Source organism: Vibrio sp. 704 (genome assembly GCF_033339295.1).
Genome location: NZ_JAWOUH010000016.1, coordinates 78,457 through 99,800 on the forward strand (window position 1 = coordinate 78,457; position 21,344 = coordinate 99,800).

Consider the following 21,344-nt stretch of genomic DNA (forward strand, 5'->3'; position numbering starts at 1 on the left):
TATTATTGTTTTACGTTTAAATCAAAAAGCTCTAGGTCCCACTGACGGTTACCACGCTTTAAAGTTACAAATTCACTATTAATGCTCGCGACGCGATAACCCTTAAATAGCTCGCCTTTTTCGACAAGTTTGTTATCCATAATCGCGATACAATCAGTACTTGGCTTACACACAATACTGTTGAGCTTAGGCAGTCGGTACCGTTTAACTTTTGGTTTCGCTGACGTTTCAACCGCTGGCTTTTCCCAACCAAGTGGGGCCGTTGGGTCCTGGTTTGCCCAAGCGGTTCCTGCCGCTGCCATAACAAGCAATGAGATGATGAGTTTGTTAACCACCAATAAACTCCTCTCTAGATCCTAGTGTGTAGACTTCTAACACAAGCTTCGCTTTCGGGTACTCTTCGACTTTATAACTAAAGCTGCGCCAGTAATAACTCGCAGGAAGGCTCTCCAATTTATTCAGATAATTAGCAATAGAAAAATAGTCACCAGTCAGTTCCATACGAACAGGATGCACGTAGTAACCAGAGTATTGCGATGCTTCTTTATCTTCCGTTATTGGCTCAGATGGCAAGGTTTGCAGAGACAAAAGGTGAATGCCACTTTGCTGCTCCAACACATTTTCAAGCAGCTCAGCCATTTGCGAAGGTGTAATAAGATGCTCGATGATCTCCGCTAATTGCATCGAAAGATGCTGACTCTCAGCTAACAGATTAGATATCGCGCGATCAATCTCAGCATTTGGATCTTTCTTAAGTTGCGCCTGAATACGTAGCGTATCGATTTCAATCTTTTGATTGGCTTGCTTTAAATTACTTAGTTGCCTCTCATTACTGATGATCTCGTTAAGCTTTGGCTCCAATACCAGCGTAAAGAGCAACATGATCACGACAACTAAACCGCACAATGCGGTGAGCACTTTTTCACGCGTACTCATTTCGCCAAAGCGCCCTTCTAATGAGAGCCAGAATTCGTTCATTTCTCTTTATCCTCGCGCGTTTTTAGTTCAAACGTCACAATATCCTTATCATTTCGACCTATTTTGACGTCGTCAAACGTTCGGCCAACCAAGCTAATTTCATTTTTAAATTGGCTGACCCAATTTGGCACTGAGCTCGGTTTTTTCGCTAGTCCCTTCAGGTCTAAGGTATGGGTATTGATTCGAATTTCGGACAAAGAAATTTCTTGGTTTCCTAGCTTCGCTAATGATTGCATCACGCCAGAGTAACCCGTGCGTTGCGAGTCATCGTATTTCCCGACAGCTTTAAGCGAGTCTCGCTTCGCCTTGACTTCACGCTCTAAGCGGGCTTTAGCTGCCAGCTTATTATTGTCAGGTTGATGCTTACGTAGCTTGACTTGATAACGTTCAAGCTCTGACTTCATGATATCGCCTTTACTTTTTACAATAGCAATCTCATCTTCCAAACCGCTGCTCTGCCAAGTGACATAACCGTAAGAAAATAGAATTGCAGCCGCCGCAACGCCCCAAGATAACGCGATATTTTTTAGCGTCAGGAGCTCTTTTTTCGGCTTTAAGTAATCGGGATATAAGTTGACGCGTCGAGTATTTGAAGTAGCCGCAGTGTCAGCCAAAACATGTCCTGATAGCTCATGTTCTGGTGGTAATAACGGTGAAACCTTAGTACTTAAACGGTAGTTCAGAGCCTGAACAAGCTCGCTCTCATCCTCTTCATCGCAGCACACTTTCAATTGATGTAATTGCACGTGGCGTAACTGAGATGAAAGATAATCAATCGAACGTTGCAGTTCTAACGACAGACTGTCCATCTGTAAATCGCTAGACGGAACCCCCGTTAACGGTGGCGTCACACTGCGAATAGAGCGGTGGAACGCAATAGTATTTTCAACAAAAGCGCTTATACGGAAATGACCACGCACACTGCGTTGTAATAATAGGAAGTTTCCTAGTTCACCCGCAGTCTCTCCCCAAATATCGTCTTCAGGAAGAATGGCTTCTAATGGTAACTGGGCTCGGCTGGCCAGTAACACAATCTTATCCAATATTTTTCGCGATAAGACGTATGCTTGCACTTTGGTTGAATTCGGTAACTCGACCGCATCGGCAATAATGTCGATGGCACGCTCAGAGATCAGTTCTTTCAACAAAAACGGTAATGCAGCTGGCCATTCTTGACGCGGCATGACCGGTTTGTCGATTTGGTACATCTGGTAATAGTTATGAGAAAGAATAACCGTTAATGAATCATACGCACTCGCTGCAACGCTCAATGCTTGCTCAACGGCTTTTTCCCAATTGGACTCAGAAATATCAAATTGGTATGGACGACTACTTTTGATTGAAGATGATAAATAAACGGCGTCTGGCTGAATAACCAAAAAGCAGGAGCGACCACCACTAGATGATCGCTTAAGCTTGTCGAATAGTGCTTTGAAATCCATGATTATTATCTTTATTTTTTCCGCCAGCGATTTCGTCTTCCCAATTTAACTTGGGATTCTGATTGAGAATTCGGCAACGCTTGGGGACGAGGAAGAAACTGCTGCTCCGCAGAAAAGTAACGCCCTTGCCCACCATAAACCCCGAGCTCAATTAATGTGTTGAGCTCGTTCTGATTCTCAATTCCCACTGCTATAATTTTAGTTTTACTGTTTGCCGCCGCACCTAGCATACTGCGGACAAATAGCTGGTTTTCATGTCGTTGGTCGATTTTTGCTACTAAACTGCGATGAAGTTTAAGGTAACGAATGTCCACTTCTTTTAAATAGTGAGTGCTAACGATGGTACGCCCAGCCTGCCCAACCATTAAGTGGCACCCTAAACCGGCCAGCATTTTAGCGACTGGTCGCATAAAGTCTAAGTGTCTTACAAATTGTGCTTCAACAAACTCAAAACTGAGACACTTTCTCTGCTCACGTGACAACTGTAAGAGTTCATCACGAAACCATTTAAAGTACTCTCGGTTAGAAAATGGCGTTACATTCAAATTGAGCGCATACGATCTTGAGTTATCAAAATTACCCTTAAACTCTCTTAAGAATTTATTAATAACCGACTTATCCATTTGCGCTTCATAACCAACCTGTCTGATCGCAGAAATGAACCGAGACGCTTTAACAATCCCATTCTCAGGATCGCGAATCCGACATGTTAACTCTTCATATAATGATTTTTTATGCGTCGCGTCACTTATTGGGTGCACAGATTGTGCGTAGAGTATCACACTTTCAGGTGTAAGTGCTGTGTCAAATAACGTTCTCCACCTCACACTTCCGCGAGCTTCTTCATCGTGGTTCCATTTTTTGAAGCGACTCCAATTATTGTTATTTTGTAGTTGCGCACTACGCAAAGCAGTCTCGGCTTCATCAATGATTTGGCTGTGTCGCTCACCTTCTTTATAAGTGGTGATGCCAATATGGCACCAGTTGTCTGGATCAAGTGGCTCTGGCGGCATTAACTTTTCTAACTGGCGAATGCATTGCGAGGCGAGGTTAGCCACATCTTTCGCACTTTGGTGCGGTAGAAAAAGCGCAAAATCAGCATCGTAATAACGGGAAAATACAACATCTGGGTATCGTTGAACTAAATTGGACAATAAACTCCCAACTTCAACAATAAACTCATCCGTAATTTGCTTATCTTGCTCTTCTTCAACCAGTTTCCAGTCTTGAATACGCACTAGCAACACGGCGCCGCGAGCCCCACTTTCTAGTAACGCCGATTCCAACTTGCTATCAAATAACACTCGGTTAGCGGTACCGGTTAGCTTATCAAGGAAGGTTTGAGTTCGAATAAAGGTATCAAATCGGCTTCGCTCTTGACGCGCATCTTGTAACTCTTCGATTAATACATCGAGCGCTTCACTGGCGGTGTAAGGCCATTCTTTTTTGTCACCTTTGGCATACTGCTCCACCCTACCAGCCAGGATCATTCTGCCTCGCTCTTCGAGCATTTCGGAGCCTTCTAATTGCTCCTTAAGCCATGCCACGCCGCGCATTAAGCAGAAGATGATCAATATAACGGCAAGCGTGATCGACCAAAGCGCCTGCATTGAGTAGCTGTAACCTAAGTAAGGGGGAATTGCTTTAAAGTGAATCGTGTAATCTTGATTGTGAGTCAGCTGATACTCTGCCTCAAACAAGACTGACGCTTCCATTTGATGAGAAGTATCTTTGAAGCGATAAACAACGGCGTTGTTGGTCGACAACGTCATTTCGACAATATTGGAAGCCTGCAGCATTTTCGGCATCCAGCGCTGCATAGAATAAGCGGCGTCAGGATCTTCCATCTCCTTGTCGACCACCTCTACGATCCCTTCTAAATAATGGGTGAGATATTCCTGCCCAAGACGTTTAAAAGAGAGGGTGCCACCGACAAACAAGATAAACATGGCGCAGATAACGATCATGGTGACGAAGGCCACCAGCCGTGTGCTTAACTTAAGAGTTGGGGTATACCTCATGAATACCAAATTCCTTTTTTATTCATCATATACCTTATTGAAATATTTATACTTGATAAGAGTTCATCAAACAATCGGATTAGTCTGATAGTGAGAGGCTGGAGCATAAAGAAAATCACACTCATTGATAAGTTTTATTGTTACGCCTAACCTTGCCAAGATAAGCCTGTGAGATCATTAGATTGCGACAATAAAAAAGGCCGCGATATTCGCGGCCTTTTCGATTCAAGCATAAGCAGAATTTAGAACGGGATATCGTCGTCAAAATCCATTGGTGGCTCATTGTACTGCTGCTGTGATTGCTGCGGAGCCTGTTGTTGTGGTTGCTGTTGCTGAGGCGCATTGTACTGCTGCTGAGCTGGCTGTTGAGGCTGACCCCATCCACCTTGTTGCTGCTGTTGACCGCCCATAGGTGCGCCGCCACCTTGAGCACGACCGCCAAGCATTTGCATCACACCATTGAAGCCTTGAACAACGACTTCAGTTGAGTAGCGATCTTGACCACTTTGATCTTGCCATTTGCGAGTTTGCAGTTGCCCTTCAATGTAAACTTGAGAGCCTTTACGCAAATACTCACCTGCTACTTCCGCAAGTTTGCCGAACAACACAACACGGTGCCATTCCGTTTTTTCGCGCTGTTCGCCAGTCGCTTTATCACGCCATGAATCAGAAGTCGCAATAGTAATGTTTGCTACTGCACCGCCATTCGGCATGTAACGAATTTCAGGGTCGTTACCTAGATTCCCCACCAAAATAACTTTGTTAATTCCACGGCTGGCCATGATGTGCTCCGTTTCACTCTGGATATATAAAATTTTAGCGCATTAGAATAGCACGCTTTAATGTTTTGATTAAAGTCTAATACCATTGTGATCTATTGAGTCATCCTCTAGAACCCAAATCGTATTTCAACTTACGTGTGTAGCATTTTTGATTCGCGTTGCAGACATCGTTTCGTGAAGCTTTGAATTCGAACGCATTTATTCAGTAAAGCGATGGTTATGGCCTCTCTTTAATGCCAGTTTATGGCTTCTATTGAACCCAGGGAGATTGGAACACGTGAGAAAGTCGGCTTACGCAAGAAAGCTATTTCTGATCAGTATGGAAGATAATGCGCAAAAAAAAGTGGCGGCACTCGAAAAGTACGTTGATATGAGCATCCCGGTGATTTCAACCGCAGCACTCATGGAAGCCAAGCCACAACACCGTAATAAAATTCTACTGATCGACTTCAGTGAACATAAATCACTTGTTCAATCGATCAAAAACTTGCCTCTTGTATGGAAAAACTTTGAAACCGTTGTCTTCAACGTGCCTAAAAGACTAACCACAGATGAACTTCTTTCATTTGGTCAATTAAAAGGTGTGTTTTATTCTGAAGATACGCTAGAGCAAATTGGAGAAGGGTTAAAAGGCATTGTTAACGGTCAAAACTGGCTGCCGCGTAATGTAACCAGTCAACTTTTACACTATTACCGCAATGTCATTAATACTCATACTGCACCAGCTACGGTAGACCTAACCATTCGTGAGCTACAAGTACTGCGTTGCCTACAAGCTGGCGCCTCGAACAGTCAGATGGCCGAGGAGTTATTCGTCAGTGAATTCACCATCAAATCGCACTTGTATCAGATATTCAAAAAGCTATCCGTAAAGAACCGAGTACAGGCAATCGCCTGGGCAGACCAAAACTTAATGTCATGATGCAATGTGAGCGGCTCTGATAACTGAAATGACGAGTCGCTCATCTTTTTTCCGCACCGAGTCTCACATTTTTTCCTACTTTATTCATGATTCATTGATACCTCTCGTGTTAAAGTTATGCGCAGATTCTTGATAAAAACGAGATAGGATATTCCCCCAATGATAAAAAAATGTCTGTTCCCTGCTGCAGGCTATGGCACTCGCTTCCTACCGGCAACGAAATCTATGCCAAAAGAGATGATGCCAGTCGTGAACAAACCGCTTATTGAATACGGTGTCGAAGAAGCAATCCAAGCTGGTATGAACGGCATGTGTATTGTGACAGGTCGTGGCAAGCACTCGATCATGGACCACTTTGATAAGAACTACGAACTGGAACATCAGATTAGCGGTACCAACAAAGAAGAGCTGTTGGTAGATATCCGTGAAATCATTGAATCTGCAAACTTCACTTATATACGTCAACGCGAAATGAAAGGCTTGGGCCACGCGATTCTAACTGGACGAGAATTGGTAGGCGATGAGCCATTTGCTGTTGTTCTTGCAGATGACCTTTGTGTGAACGAGCAAGAGGGCGTACTGGCTCAGATGGTGGCACTATTTAAGCAGTTCCGCTGTTCTATCGTTGCAGTGCAAGAAGTACCAGCCGAAGAAACACACAAATACGGCGTTATCTCTGGTGAAATGATCAAAGACGACATCTACCGCGTAGACGACATGGTAGAAAAACCAGAGAAAGGCACGGCACCTAGCAACCTTGCTATCATTGGCCGCTACATCCTGACTCCCGATATTTTTGAACTGATTGAAAACACTGAACCAGGTAAAGGTGGTGAAATTCAAATCACTGACGCGCTGCTAAAACAAGCAAAAGCGGGCTGTGTATTGGCTTACAAATTCAAGGGCAAACGCTTTGACTGTGGTAGCGTTGAAGGTTACATCGAAGCAACTAACTATTGTTTTGAAAACCTGTATCTAAAAGATGAAAAAACCTCTGAGCTAGGTAAGCACGCAACACAAAAAGCAGTATAAAGCATCGTTATAGTACGAAATTACTGTATCGAAAGCCCAGCACAACGCTGGGCTTTTTACTTTACTGTTTTTTTATCCAGTAATTTTCTTTGCACATTTCTCACACTATGTAATACTTGCCCCACTTGGTTATACATAGAGCAAAAACGATGGATAAAATAGAAGTTCGCGGTGCCCGAACCCATAACCTTAAAGACATTAATCTTACAATCCCTCGCGATAAACTGATTGTCATTACTGGACTAAGTGGCTCCGGTAAATCCTCTCTCGCTTTCGATACATTGTATGCAGAAGGCCAACGACGCTACGTAGAGTCTCTCTCTGCCTACGCTCGTCAGTTTTTGTCTCTGATGGAAAAACCCGATGTCGACCACATTGAAGGGTTATCACCTGCGATTTCTATTGAACAGAAATCTACTTCTCATAACCCGCGTTCAACCGTCGGTACAATTACCGAAGTCTACGACTACTTACGTCTATTGTATGCTCGTGTGGGCGAACCCCGCTGTCCAACGCACCATGCCCCTCTTGCTGCGCAAACCATCAGTCAAATGGTGGACAAAGTCCTAGAGATGCCGGAAGGCAGCAAAATGATGCTATTGGCACCTATTGTCAAAGAACGTAAAGGTGAGCATGTTAAAACGCTTGAGAACTTAGCGGCTCAAGGCTTTATTCGTGCGCGTATTGATGGAGAAACTTGCGATCTTTCCGATCCTCCAACCCTTGAGCTACATAAAAAGCACACCATTGAAGTGGTGGTAGACCGCTTTAAAGTTCGTCCAGACTTACAACAGCGCTTGGCCGAATCTTTCGAGACCACGCTCGAATTATCAGGCGGAATTGCGGTTGTCGCGCCAATGGATGGCGACGGTGAAGAGATTATTTTCTCCGCCAACTTCGCTTGTCCACAATGTGGTTACAGCATGCAAGAGTTAGAGCCGCGACTTTTCTCATTCAACAACCCTGCTGGTGCATGTGGCACTTGTGATGGCTTGGGTGTTCAACAATACTTCGATCCAAGCCGAGTCATTCAAGATGATTCATTAAGCTTGGCACAAGGTGCGATTCGCGGTTGGGATCAAAAGAACTACTACTACTTCCAAATGCTCACCTCATTGGCCGATCATTATGGTTTTGACCTCCATGCCCCTTTTAATTCTCTGCCAAAGAAAACGCAAGATGTCATTCTAAAGGGCTCAGGTCGTACTGAGATTGAGTTTAAATACATCAACGATCGTGGCGATATTCGCGTTAAACGCCATCCATTCGAAGGTATTCTGAATACCCTAGAACGTCGCTATCGTGATACAGAATCCAACTCTGTCCGTGAAGAGCTTGCAAAATACATCTCCACTAAATCTTGTTCAAGCTGTGGCGGTACTCGTCTACGCCTTGAAGCACGTAACGTGTTTATTGCTGATACGACACTACCTGAGATTGTTGAACTCAGCATTGCTGATGCATTGGAATTCTTCCATTCCTTGAAACTGGAAGGTCAACGCGCCCAAATCGCTGAAAAAGTGATGAAGGAAATCAACGACCGCCTGCAATTCTTAGTTAACGTCGGTTTGAACTACCTAAACTTATCACGCAGTGCAGAAACCTTATCAGGCGGTGAAGCTCAACGTATTCGTTTAGCAAGCCAAATTGGTGCAGGTCTTGTTGGTGTCATGTACGTCTTAGATGAACCGTCGATTGGCCTCCACCAGCGTGATAACGAACGACTCCTAAAAACACTGACTCATTTGCGCGATTTAGGTAATACCGTACTTGTGGTAGAACACGATGAAGATGCGATTCGCTGTGCAGATCATGTCATAGATATTGGTCCTGGTGCTGGCGTACATGGTGGTAATGTTGTTGCGGAAGGCACCATGGAAGAGATAGTCGCGAATCCGAATTCTCTGACAGGTCAGTACTTAAGTGGTGTTAAAGAAATCACAGTACCGAAAGATCGCACGCCGCGAGATCCGAAAAAAACGGTTGAGCTATTAGGCGCAACAGGTAATAACCTTAAAAACGTTAACCTTTCAATTCCTGTTGGGTTATTCAGCTGTATTACAGGGGTATCTGGCTCAGGTAAATCAACGCTGATTAATGATACTTTCTTTAAAATTGCGCATACCCAACTTAACGGAGCGACAACGGCTCAGCCTTCACCTTATAAATCGATTAAAGGTCTAGAGCACTTCGATAAAGTCATCGATATCGATCAAAGCCCAATTGGCCGTACACCTCGCTCTAACCCTGCAACCTATACGGGGATCTTTACCCCAATCCGTGAACTGTTTGCAGGCACACAGGAGTCGCGTTCTCGCGGTTACAAGCCGGGCCGTTTTAGTTTTAACGTACGCGGTGGTCGTTGTGAGGCCTGTCAGGGTGACGGTGTTATCAAAGTAGAAATGCATTTCCTACCAGATGTTTATGTGCCATGTGATGTGTGTAAAGGTAAACGCTACAACCGTGAAACGCTCGAAGTACGTTACAAAGGTAAAACTATTGATGAAGTACTAGAAATGACGGTCGAAGATGCACGCACCTTCTTCGATCCAGTTCCTGCCATCGCTCGCAAACTACAAACACTGATGGATGTGGGTTTGTCGTACATACGATTGGGTCAAGCGGCAACAACACTCTCCGGTGGTGAAGCACAGCGTGTGAAACTGGCGCGAGAGCTATCCAAACGTGATACAGGAAAAACCTTGTACATTTTGGATGAACCAACAACCGGCTTGCACTTCCATGATATCCAGCAGTTGCTCACTGTACTGCACAGACTTCGCGACCACGGAAATACTGTCGTGGTGATCGAGCATAACCTGGACGTCATTAAGACTGCGGACTGGATTATCGATCTTGGTCCTGAAGGGGGTCAGGGTGGCGGCGAGATAATTGCTCAAGGCACTCCGGAAGATGTGTCGCAAATCGAGGGTTCGCACACAGCTCACTTCCTCAAGCCTATGTTGAAGTAGAAAAAACAGGTAAAGTATCGAGACCAGCAAGTGCTGGTCTTTTTTCATTCAAAACAACGCAATAACTATGGCTACTATACATGTAAGTGGAACAAAGCTTTCTCCCGAAAAAGTACAGGTTCCCCTCAATCGCAAGTTTCTCATTGCCTTGGCAACACTATTTGTGTTAGCAATGCACTTTTTCATGCCCAACCCCGGCGGTTCGGGGCTTTCGCTTTCGTTCAATGCGACAACTTGGATTGCTTTTAGCTTTGCATTAGGCATTGGGTGTTACCAACTTGCGAATAATCGAGTACTACGTTACTCAAAACTAACCATCGGCTTGTTCATTAGTGCTCTTATCATGACGGTGCCCATTCTGTACCCAAATGCGAATAGCAGTTTGGCAGCCAATAAGCTCATTGGCCTGTGGTGTGGTGTCCTGTTCTTTATTGTCTTACAACAATTTCATTTCAGTAATAAACATCGCCAACGCCTATTATGGTTCATTGTCCTTGCGGTTGTTATCGAAGCCATTTTTGGTTTGACACAATATCTGTATCTCAAACCAGGCAATCCGTTTGGTTACGACACGGTGGCCAATCGTCCTTATGGTATTTTCCAACAGCCCAATGTAATGGCCAGCTTTCTTGCGACAGGGTTGGTGATTGCCAGCTATTTACTTGCACGTCAGCCCTACAAATACGACCGTAAGTTAAGCGATGTTTACCTTCTCTATGCCGTACCAGTTTTAACTTTACCACTAATTGTGGCGTTGGCTTCACGCACTGGTTGGTTAGCCTCGGTCATCGCCGTGTTGTTGGTCATTCCATACATGTACCGCTTTGCAACCAAAGGGCGCTTTATCCGCTGGGTTGTGTCACTTGTAAGTGGGCTCTTACTCTCAGTCGTTGTCATGCATCTTGCCTTTCCTGATGGAGGTGGGTTAGCCGCAGAAAAAGTAAATATAGAGTCTCCTCGAGCGTATACTTTTCCGCAAACATTAGACATGGTGATTGAAAAGCCTTTTACTGGTTATGGATATGGCAAGTTTGAATCTGAGTACATGCTGTATACGGCTCGTCAACATGCCCTAAATGAGAATTACCCAGCTGGTTTGCCTGCCATGGATCATCCGCATAACGAGCTGCTTTACTGGGGAGTAGAAGGTGGCTTGCTGCCAATACTCGGCATCTTCTTAGCGATGGCACTGGTACTGTATCGAATCTATCAAGCCAAACGCGGAACTCGTCTTGCGTTGCTGGCCTTGTTTATACCTATCGTATTGCACTCACAACTGGAATACCCTTTCTACCACTCTCTCGTGCATTGGTTGATCTTCGTTATCCTGCTGTACTGGGTCGATCAGCGCGTCTCTCGTTATCGACAAGTCGGCTTTAGTAATGTGACCAAAAGCTTGCTGCGTGTTTTTAGTTTGGTACTTCCCGTTGCGTTTACGTTTTACATGGTAAGCGCATTACATACGAACTATGTATTGACGAAGTTTGAGACCACTAGACCAACTAACCCTGATATTCTGAATCAAGTCAGTAACCCTGTAGTTTGGAAAGACAGGTTTGATTGGGATGTCTACAGCACGTTTTTAAACCTTGGGCTGTACCAACAAGACGCAACCTTGATTCAGCCTTATATCGATTGGTCGCTAAAAATCATCAAAGATAAGCCTCGCCCTGCATTTTATAATAATTTGATTTTGGCCTACCAAAGCTTAGATGACTCAAGTAAAGCGGAGCAAATTAGAGCTGAAGCGCAGTTTTTGTTCCCGAAGATTGATTTCAGTGACGTCAATTACCGACCACCCTCTCAAGCAATCTCTGCCTCACCAGCCCCCACTTCAGGAGCTGAGTAATAAATACAAAAAAGCGAAGGGATGACCTTCGCTTTTCTTTATCTCATTACTGTATGATTTTATTCAGTGAGTGACTCTTCTAACGCTTTTAAGCACAGCGCAACGTTTTCAGATCGAGCGCCGTAACCCATTAAGCCAATACGCCACGCTTTACCAGCTAATGCCCCAAGGCCTGCACCAATTTCTAGGTTATAGGTTTCTAGCAAGTGAGCACGAACTTTTGCTTCATCAATTCCTTCAGGCACATAAATCGCATTTAATTGTGGCAACCGATGGGATTCGTCCACAACAAATTCAAAGCCTAACTTTTGTAAGCCATTTTTGAGTTTTTCATGCATCAGTTGGTGACGAGCCCAAGCGTTTTCTAATCCTTCATTTTTCAGTATCAATAAAGCTTCATGAAGCGCATACAAGCTATTAACTGGCGCCGTATGATGGTAACTACGCTTGCCTTCTCCACTCCAATACCCCAAAACTAAACTCTGATCGAGGAACCAACTCTGTACTGGTGTTGTTCTTGCTTGAATCTTTTCAATCGCGGCAGGAGAAAACGTCACTGGTGAGAGCCCAGGTACACATGACAAACATTTTTGACTACCAGAGTAAACCGCATCCAGTTGCCATTCATCCACTTTTAACGGCACACCACCAAGTGACGTCACCGCATCAACAATAGATAATGCATTATGCTGTTTCGCCAGCTTACCCAATGCTTGAGCATCACTGACTGCACCAGTTGAGGTTTCCGCATGCACAAAAGCAAGAATTTTTGTATCTGGGTGCTGTTCGAGTGCTTGCTCGACTTTATCAATGGAAACAGGCGTCCCCCATTCATCATCGACGATAACAACTTCACCACCAGCACGGACGACATTTTCGCGCATGCGTTCACCAAATACACCATTACGGCAGACGATCACTTTATCGCCTTTCTCGATCAAGTTTACAAAGCAGGTTTCCATCCCTGCACTACCTGGCGCTGAAACCGCAATCGTGAACTCATTGTCAGTTTGAAAGGCATACTTCAATAGCTGCTTGAGCTCATCCATCATACCGATAAACAGAGGATCAAGGTGACCTACAGTAGGACGGCTTAGTGCTTGTAACACTTGAGGATAAATATCAGAAGGACCAGGTCCCATTAAAATACGGTGAGGTGGAATAAAGCTTTGGATCGACATGTCAGCTCCTTGATTATCTTTTATCCTGAGCATTCTAAAAGTTCTATTCAATAACATGGCTCAGGTGTAGGGTTCTTCACCCTAATAGATTTTTCCTCTATCAGCAATTAGCCGTAAGTATGGAGGTCAAACCAGTGTCACAAAATCGTTAATAAAAAACACCATAAAGGTTGAAATATTGATTGACATTAAGGTCTCAAAACCGTTCAATGTTTGAGCTTTATGTAGAAGAGGAGCGCTACCCAGGTAGATGATTTGTGGAACCGCAATTCCAACACCAATCATTGAGGGGGAGTAGTGCCGAGGTAAGTCAAAGTTGCAGGATTTGACTTGTCGGTTGAATTGGGCTGAATCCCATCAACTGTCATCAGCGCAGTCTGATGAAGGGCTTCTGAGGGTAAATTTTTCAAATAGCATTCTAAATACCTCTCTTTTTGCTCTGTTCCTTTTCTCACTAAACATTGGATGTACAATTTTTTAGGAAGTCGTGGGAGAACGCAGTGAGCGCATTTAACGTAGCTAAATTCGGTGGAACCAGTGTTGCCAACTTTGAGGCAATGAGTCGTTGCGCCACCATTATCGAAAACAATCCAACTACTCGCCTGGTCGTGAGCAGCGCTTGCTCTGGCGTCACCAACCTATTGGTAGAACTCGCCAACGGTGTTCAGGATCAAACGCACCGTACTGAGCTGCTACAAAATTTGGCCAACATTCATGACGCCATTTTAACTCAGCTCGAAGACAGCACGAAAACTGCTGCCGAGGTGTATGGCATATTAGATACCGTAACCAGCCTGGCCGAGGCTGCATCTATCCAAGCTAGTGCGAAGTTAACCGATCATTTAGTCGCATGTGGCGAACTCATGTCGACGCATATTCTAACTCAGTTAATGTGTGAGCGAGGCATTCAAGCTGTGCGCTTTGATATCCGCGATGTGCTGCGTACTGATGACAACTTTGGTCGCGCGGAGCCAAACATTGAAGCAATTTCGACGCTTGCGCAAGATAAACTCGTACCACTTTGCCAACAATCCGTTGTTGTTACTCAAGGCTTCATAGGATCTGACGAAGCCGGTAATACAACAACATTAGGTCGAGGGGGCAGCGATTACAGCGCCGCCTTAATTGCTGAGAGCGTTAAAGCAGCAGGGCTAGAAATCTGGACTGATGTTCCAGGTATCTACACAACAGACCCGCGAATTGCACCAAAAGCCTCACCAATTCCCGAGATCAGCTTTAGTGAAGCTTCAGAAATGGCTAACTTTGGCGCTAAAATCCTTCACCCTTCTACGCTAGTACCCGCATTACGCCACGACATTCCGGTATTTGTAGGGTCATCGAAAGAGCCAGAAAAAGGGGGAACTTGGATTCGCCACCAAATCGAAAGCTCACCGTTATTCCGTGCGCTAGCTTTGCGTTGTAACCAAACCATGGTAACGCTACGCAGCGCCAATATGTTCCACGCATACGGCTTCTTAGCAAAGGTCTTTGAGATCCTTGCAAAGCATAAGATCTCTGTCGATTTGATCACAACATCTGAAATCAGTGTATCGTTAACACTTGATCAAACCGATACATCCGGCGGCGCGCCGCAGCTGCCGCAAGCTGTACGAGAAGAGTTAGAAGAGCTATGTAAGGTAGAAGTTGAACATGACCTATGCCTCGTTGCTCTCATTGGTAACAACATGAGTGAGAGTAAAGGCTACGCGAAACAGGTTTTTGGCACGCTAGAAGATTTTAACCTACGCATGATTTGTTATGGCGCTAGCCCTCACAACTTATGCTTCTTGCTCCATGAATCAGTATCGAAACAAGCCATACAAAAACTCCACACCGAGTTGTTTGAGAAGTAAGTTCAACTCAATAAAACAAAGGGCTGCGTATTTGCAGCCCTTTGTCGTTTCATTAGTTGTTACATTTGGACGAGGTAAACATCAATTTAACCGTTAATGTTTGGCCCTAACCATTTTTCAGCCTCGATCCTATCCCACCCCTTACGATCGGCGTAACTCTCTAGCTGATCTTCTTGGATCTGTGCGATCGCAAAGTAACGTGAGTCAGGATGAGAGAAATACCAACCAGAGACTGACGCGCCCGGATACATTGCATAGCTGGAGGTTAGAGTCATACCAATGTTCTCTTCCACATTAAGTAACTCCCAAAGCGGTCCTTTTTCAGTATGTTCAGGACACGCGGGATAACCCGGCGCAGGGCGAATACCTTGGTATTTTTCACGAATGAGATCATCGTTAGATAAATCTTCATCAGCTGCATAACCCCAAATTTCTTTACGGACACGCTCATGCAAATACTCAGCAAACGCTTCGGCTAGGCGATCCGCCACCGCTTGAATCATAATTGCGTTGTAATCATCTCCCTGTGCTTTGTATTCATCAGCAAGCTCTCGTTCACCAATACCACCAGTGACAGCAAATGCCCCTATCCAATCATGTTTACCCGACTCTTTAGGTGCGATGTAGTCGGATAAACAATAGTTGAATCCTTTTGGTTTCTCGGTCTGTTGTCGCAAGTTACGTAATACTTTCACAACGTCGGTACGAGTTTCATCAGCATAAACTTCAATGTCGTCCCCCACGCTCGCAGCAGGGAATAAGCCACACATTCCACGCGCTTTTAACAGGCCTTCTCGCTCAACTCGATCAAGTAACTCGTTGGCATCTTCGAATAAACGTTTTGCTTCTTCACCAACTTCTTCATGTTGGAAAATTGTTGGATACTTACCCACAAGTGACCAAGTCATAAAGAATGGTGTCCAATCGATGTATTGACGTAATATAGCCACATCAAAATCATCGAAGATATGAATGCCAGGCTTAACAGGCACTGGAGGGGTGTAAGCTTCCCAATCGATAGCAACTTTATTCGCTCGAGCCGCTTCTAATGTCACTGGTTTGGTTCTCGGTTTCTTTCGATTATGTTGATCACGTACTCGTTCGTAATCAGCTTCAAGTTTTTCAACAAATTCAGGGCGACGTTCATCTGACAGAAGAGAAGTACATACGCCCACTGCACGTGAGGCGTTGTTCACGTAAACCACTGGATGCTTGTAATTTTGCTCAATCTTAACTGCTGTATGGGCTTTTGACGTTGTTGCGCCACCGATGAGAAGAGGTAAGTTAAAGTCGAGACGCTCCATCTCTTTTGCAACATGCACCATTTCGTCTAATGAAGGGGTGATCAACCCTGATAAACCAATAATATCGACGTTCTCTTCTTGCGCTACTTTTAAGATCTTTTCGCAAGGAACCATGACACCAAGATCGATAATTTCGTAGTTATTGCACTGCAATACAACGCCAACGATATTTTTCCCGATATCATGTACATCACCTTTGACCGTCGCTAGCAAAATCTTACCGTTTGTTTGTCCCACCTGCTTTTCTGCATTGATGTAGGGCTCCAGATGCGCGACTGCTTGCTTCATCACTCGTGCAGATTTTACGACCTGAGGAAGGAACATTTTACCTTCACCAAACAAGTCTCCGACGACGTTCATCCCGTCCATTAATGGGCCTTCAATCACCTCTAATGGCTTTGAAGCGTTGACACGAGCCTCTTCGGTATCATCAACGATGAACTCAGTTATTCCTTTCACTAACGCGTGCTCTAAGCGCTTTTCAACAGGCCAAGTTCTCCACTCAAGTGCAGAGGCATCCTCCTCTTTACCTACCCCTTTGCCTGCATATTCCGCCGCGATATCTAACAATCTCTCAGTGGCGTCATCACGACGGTTAAGAACGACATCTTCCACAGCCTCACGCAATTTTTCAGGCACGTTATCGTAGATTTCTAACTGACCCGCATTCACAATCCCCATATCCATACCATTTTTAAAACAGTGGTAGAGGAACACCGCGTGAATCGCTTCACGTACATAGTTATTGCCACGGAAAGAGAATGAGACGTTAGAAACACCACCCGAGATCATCGCATGTGGTAAATCACGTTTGATATCGCCAACGGCTTCAATGAAATCCACCGCGTAGTTATTATGCTCCTCGATCCCCGTAGCAATGGCAAAAATGTTTGGGTCAAAAATGATGTCTTCTGGTGGAAAGCCCACTTCATCAACAAGAATTCGGTAAGCGTTGGTACAAATTTCTACTTTGCGCTCACGTGTATCTGCTTGCCCAATCTCATCAAACGCCATCACAATCACAGCCGCACCGTAACGGCGGATCAACTTAGCTTGTTCAACGAATTTCTCTTTGCCTTCTTTGAGAGAGATCGAGTTAACAATGCCTTTGCCTTGGATGCACTTAAGACCGGCTTCAATAACCTCCCACTTGGAAGAGTCAACCATGATTGGTACTTTTGAGATTTCAGGTTCTGACGCACAAAGGTTTAAAAAGCGAACCATACAAGCTTGTGCATCCAACATGCCTTCATCCATGTTGATATCGATAATTTGAGCGCCATTTTCAACTTGTTGACGAGCCACATCGAGCGCTTCATCGTACAGCTCTTCTTTAATTAAGCGCTTAAAACGCGCAGAACCGGTTACATTCGTACGCTCACCGACATTGATAAATAAAGAGTCTTTATCAATAGCGAGTGGCTCTAGGCCAGACAAGCGACAAGCAACGGGAAGTTCAGGTAATTGACGAGGGGCGATATTTTCAACCGCGAGTGCCATTTGGCGAATGTGCTCAGGAGTTGTACCACAACACCCACCAATCAAGTTTAAAAAGCCACTTTGAGCCCACTCTTTAACATGCTTAGCCATATCTTCTGGCGACAAATCGTATTCGCCGAATGCATTCGGAAGCCCAGCATTTGGGTGAGCGGAAACAAAAGATTCTGATATACGAGAGAGCTCTTCAACATAAGGACGCAGCTCATCTGGACCAAGTGCACAGTTCAAACCAAACGAAATCGGTTTAACATGACGTAATGAGTTGTAAAACGCTTCTGTGGTTTGACCGGATAATGTCCGACCGGAAGCATCAGTAATAGTCCCCGAGATCATCACAGGTAACTCAATACTCATCTCTTCAAACACACTTTCAACAGCAAATGAACAAGCCTTAGCGTTAAGCGTATCGAAGATGGTCTCGATAAGAATAAGGTCTGAACCACCTTTAATAAGCGCTCGAGTCGATTCAGAGTAAGCCTCAACTAACTCGTCGAAAGAGACATTGCGATATCCAGGGTCGTTTACATCAGGAGAGATAGAACAAGTGCGGTTCGTCGGCCCTAAAACCCCTGCGACATAACGCGGTTTATCGGGTGTTTTTGCGGTCCATTCGTCTACAACTTCACGTGCAAGCTTGGCAGCTGCAAAGTTAATTTCTTCACTTAGGCTTTCCATCTCGTAGTCAGCCATCGCAATGGTTGTTGCGTTAAAAGTGTTGGTCTCAAGAATATCTGCACCCGCTTCTAAATATGCAGCGTGAATTTCCTTGATAAGTTGAGGCTGACTTAGAACCAACAGGTCGTTGTTACCTTTTAGATCACAATGCCAATCCGCAAAGCGCGTTCCTCGATAGTCTTGCTCTTCAAGTTTGCATCCCTGAATCATGGTTCCCATACCACCATCAATCAAAAGAATACGTTGCTTCAATTGAGCTTCAATCTGTTGTCTTACGTTACTTCCCACAGTACAGCCTCATTCCTTTAGTTATCTTTCCATCCTATCACACAAACTTCAGGAGTCTAGACGTCTAAACGTAGAATTAATGATTATTTTATATCCTTCTTAACTTGCAAAATAATCACGAAAAAATGTTTGCTATTTAAGCAGCATCAGCCGAGAATTCCATTCATAAAATGTTACAAATAGAGAGCTCTATGTCGGTCTATCATACTTTATGTTTTCTATCCGCAGCTGCGATGCTAATTGCTTTTGTAAACAGCAAGATAGGAAAGATGCAAACCACCATTGCGATTACCGCAGGTTCAATGGTGCTTTCACTTCTAATCTTAATTGCGGGTCAAAACAACTGGTTCCATCTCACCGAAATTGCGACGGAGACGGTCACAAGGATTAACTTCGAAGATTTCTTGCTCAAAGGCATTCTTGGCTTCTTACTATTTGCTGGTGGACTAGGCATCAAACTCCCGAACCTTAAAGATCAAAAGTGGGAGATCACTGTTTTAGCCCTTGGAGCCACACTGTTTTCCACGTTCTTTATTGGATTTGCGCTGTATGGGTTTTGTCAGTTAATTGGCATCCAATTTGATTTGGTCTACTGCTTACTATTTGGTGCTCTAATATCACCAACTGACCCAATCGCTGTATTGGCTATTGTGAAAAAACTAGATGCTCCTAAACGTATCTCCACTCAGATTGAAGGAGAATCGCTCTTCAATGATGGCTTCGGTTTGGTTATCTTCGTCACTCTATTTACGATTGCATTTGGCACTGAGGCACCAACTGTAGGTAGTGTCACCTTGCTCTTCATCCAAGAAGCTATCGGTGGTATCACATATGGTTTCGTCCTCGGTTTGCTATTCCACTACTTGATCAGTGCCACCGATGATCACTCAATGGAATTGTTACTTACCATTGGTGTCCCAACAGCAGGTTACGCATTTGCTGAATACATCCATGTATCAGGCCCACTCGCAATGGTTGTATCCGGTATTATGATTGGCAACTGGACACGCTTTATTGGCTTTTCAAAAGAGAGTGAAGATCACCTTGACCATTTTTGGGAGCTTGTTGATGAGTTCTTGAATGGCGTGTTATTCCTACTGATCGGCATGTCGATGCTGCTGTTTGAATTCCACAAAGAAGACTGGATCATGATGGCTATTTCAGTCCCTCTTGTACTAGCAGCTCGCTATCTAAGCGTATTTCTCTCGTACATTGGCTTTAAGCGTTACAGAAAATATAACCCGTGGTCAGTACGTATCTTGACGTGGGGCGGCTTACGCGGGGGCCTTGCATTGGCAATGGCACTTTCCATTCCATCTGGTATTTGGGTGATTCAAGATAAGTTAATCGATGTAAAAGAGATTATTCTTGTAATGACCTACTCCGTCGTTGTTTTCTCTATCCTCATTCAAGGCTCAACAATCACTCCAATGATTGAAAAAGCAAAAGCAGAAGAGAAGAAGATGGAAGAGAGCAACCAAGCAATAACCACTCCGGAACATACGGAGACAGTGGACTCTTAAAGACACGTAACTTAATAAATAAAAAGCAGCTACCTAGCTGCTTTTTTCATAACTAATTTTCAGACTCCCCTTCAAGGACTAATGCTCCTTATTCTTTGATATACCTTCAAATATACTAAGAATCGCTACGCTACATTTTCATAGATACTAACTATTGCCGATAGATAGTATTCATAGACGAGCCTTTTAATTTACCCATTTTCATCTGTATCACTTCTCTTCCCTTGGCAATATAGGCTCCTCGCAAACATCAAAGCTAAACTTCCACAATACTTAGCAATGAGCGAGTTTGTATTTTTATGAGAAAGAGACATTTAGGGTGATTGCGTTCAGAACCCAAACAGGTTAGCAATCCCACCAAGATAAAACTGAGCTAGCATTCAGGTAGATCAAAGCCTTAACAGAAATGTAGCCCCCCTCCCTCTTGATCTCAGTGAGACTAAGCTTGTATTCAAAGTCGTTCTGTTTTCAAGATTGGAACAAGTGACAGCTCAAACAATTAAACTCTGTCACATAACTAGATTTTCTAATATCGAATAAAAGGAGCTTTGGTTAGAGCTTGGTATCGGAATAAGACTAAGACTAAGGCACAGAGTTACGTGCTAGCTCGTAGGGCTTAGAAAGCATCGCCAGAGGGAAGCCGGCCTCTCGATGCAAGGTTTCAATATGAAAGTGGGTTTAAGGTAAGTCGGGTAACCAAAACGGAAAAAGCCCCAGTCTTTCGACTGAGGCTTAATATAAGTGGCGGAGTGGACGGGACTCGAACCCGCGACCCCCGGCGTGACAGGCCGGTATTCTAACCAACTGAACTACCACTCCGCAGTGGTATCACTCGCTTTAATAAGCAAGCGTCCGCTTTTGTCTTCACTTTTCGAAAAAGTGAAAATAAAACTAAAGCCTGGCGATGTCCTACTCTTACATGGGGAAGCCCCACACTACCATCGGCGCTATTTCGTTTCACTTCTGAGTTCGGCATGGAAATCAGGTGGGTCCAAAACGCTATGGTCGCCAAGCAAATTCTT

13 protein-coding genes, 1 tRNA gene, 1 rRNA gene and 1 riboswitch are annotated in these 21,344 nt (G+C 44.4%); of the genes, 6 read left to right on the top strand and 9 right to left on the bottom strand.

The window, feature by feature from the left end:
* Positions 1–2: 2 nt before the first annotated feature.
* The 5 genes from R7R24_RS18455 to R7R24_RS18475 all read right to left on the bottom strand — a co-directional run bounded on the left by R7R24_RS18455 (position 3) and on the right by R7R24_RS18475 (position 5,223).
* Positions 3–335: a hypothetical protein gene (locus tag R7R24_RS18455; RefSeq protein ID WP_005381196.1), complete on the bottom strand. Its 333-nt coding sequence runs from the start codon at positions 333–335 to the stop codon at positions 3–5.
* Positions 328–978 (bottom strand): type II secretion system protein GspM, encoded by a 651-nt coding sequence (gspM, locus tag R7R24_RS18460; protein WP_005381197.1) that lies wholly within the window; start codon positions 976–978, stop codon positions 328–330. The genes R7R24_RS18455 and gspM overlap by 8 nt, the downstream gene beginning before the upstream one ends.
* A complete protein-coding gene (locus R7R24_RS18465) occupies positions 975–2,420 on the bottom strand; it encodes a hypothetical protein (protein WP_054579427.1) in 1,446 nt (481 codons plus the stop codon). The genes gspM and R7R24_RS18465 overlap by 4 nt, the downstream gene beginning before the upstream one ends.
* Positions 2,421–2,431: 11 nt before the next feature.
* Positions 2,432–4,441, bottom strand: coding sequence for an RNase E specificity factor CsrD (gene csrD / locus R7R24_RS18470; RefSeq protein WP_191116183.1), 2,010 nt, complete (start codon positions 4,439–4,441; stop codon positions 2,432–2,434).
* Between the two features lie 242 nt (positions 4,442–4,683).
* Positions 4,684–5,223, bottom strand: coding sequence for a single-stranded DNA-binding protein (locus R7R24_RS18475; RefSeq protein ID WP_005381235.1), 540 nt, complete (start codon positions 5,221–5,223; stop codon positions 4,684–4,686).
* Between the two features lie 277 nt (positions 5,224–5,500).
* Here R7R24_RS18475 and R7R24_RS18480 point away from each other — a divergent pair, with 277 nt between their 5' ends.
* The 4 genes from R7R24_RS18480 to R7R24_RS18495 all read left to right on the top strand — a co-directional run bounded on the left by R7R24_RS18480 (position 5,501) and on the right by R7R24_RS18495 (position 11,998).
* Positions 5,501–6,145, top strand: a complete 645-nt coding sequence (locus tag R7R24_RS18480) for a LuxR C-terminal-related transcriptional regulator (RefSeq protein ID WP_005381237.1) — start codon at positions 5,501–5,503, stop codon at positions 6,143–6,145.
* Positions 6,146–6,304: 159 nt separating this feature from the next.
* Positions 6,305–7,177 carry a UTP--glucose-1-phosphate uridylyltransferase GalU gene (gene galU, locus R7R24_RS18485; RefSeq protein WP_005381239.1) on the top strand — a complete coding sequence of 291 codons (873 nt, stop codon included), beginning with the start codon at positions 6,305–6,307 and terminating at the stop codon, positions 7,175–7,177.
* Positions 7,178–7,326: 149 nt separating this feature from the next.
* Positions 7,327–10,149: an excinuclease ABC subunit UvrA gene (gene uvrA / locus R7R24_RS18490; RefSeq protein WP_054575329.1), complete on the top strand. Its 2,823-nt coding sequence runs from the start codon at positions 7,327–7,329 to the stop codon at positions 10,147–10,149.
* A 67-nt stretch (positions 10,150–10,216) separates the two neighbouring features.
* Positions 10,217–11,998 (top strand): PglL family O-oligosaccharyltransferase, encoded by a 1,782-nt coding sequence (locus R7R24_RS18495; RefSeq protein WP_054579429.1) that lies wholly within the window; start codon positions 10,217–10,219, stop codon positions 11,996–11,998.
* Between the two features lie 59 nt (positions 11,999–12,057).
* On the opposite strand, the gene R7R24_RS18500 is transcribed toward R7R24_RS18495, so the two are convergent.
* Positions 12,058–13,179, bottom strand: coding sequence for a pyridoxal-phosphate-dependent aminotransferase family protein (locus R7R24_RS18500; RefSeq protein WP_054579430.1), 1,122 nt, complete (start codon positions 13,177–13,179; stop codon positions 12,058–12,060).
* 220 nt (positions 13,180–13,399) lie between these two features.
* Positions 13,400–13,578, top strand: a riboswitch (Lysine riboswitch).
* A 101-nt stretch (positions 13,579–13,679) separates the two neighbouring features.
* Between R7R24_RS18500 and lysC the strand changes: the two genes are divergently transcribed.
* Entirely contained in the window at positions 13,680–15,032 is a 1,353-nt protein-coding gene (gene lysC / locus R7R24_RS18505) for a lysine-sensitive aspartokinase 3 (RefSeq protein ID WP_054579431.1), read from the top strand.
* An 86-nt stretch (positions 15,033–15,118) separates the two neighbouring features.
* Here lysC and metH read toward each other — a convergent pair whose 3' ends face one another.
* A complete protein-coding gene (metH, locus tag R7R24_RS18510) occupies positions 15,119–18,799 on the bottom strand; it encodes a methionine synthase (protein ID WP_318119583.1) in 3,681 nt (1,226 codons plus the stop codon).
* A 191-nt stretch (positions 18,800–18,990) separates the two neighbouring features.
* Here metH and R7R24_RS18515 point away from each other — a divergent pair, with 191 nt between their 5' ends.
* Entirely contained in the window at positions 18,991–20,322 is a 1,332-nt protein-coding gene (locus R7R24_RS18515; protein ID WP_054579433.1) for a cation:proton antiporter, read from the top strand.
* A 742-nt stretch (positions 20,323–21,064) separates the two neighbouring features.
* On the opposite strand, the gene R7R24_RS18520 is transcribed toward R7R24_RS18515, so the two are convergent.
* Positions 21,065–21,141, bottom strand: a tRNA-Asp gene (locus R7R24_RS18520).
* Positions 21,142–21,218: 77 nt separating this feature from the next.
* Positions 21,219–21,335 (bottom strand): 5S ribosomal RNA (gene rrf, locus R7R24_RS18525).
* Positions 21,336–21,344 lie beyond the last annotated feature (9 nt).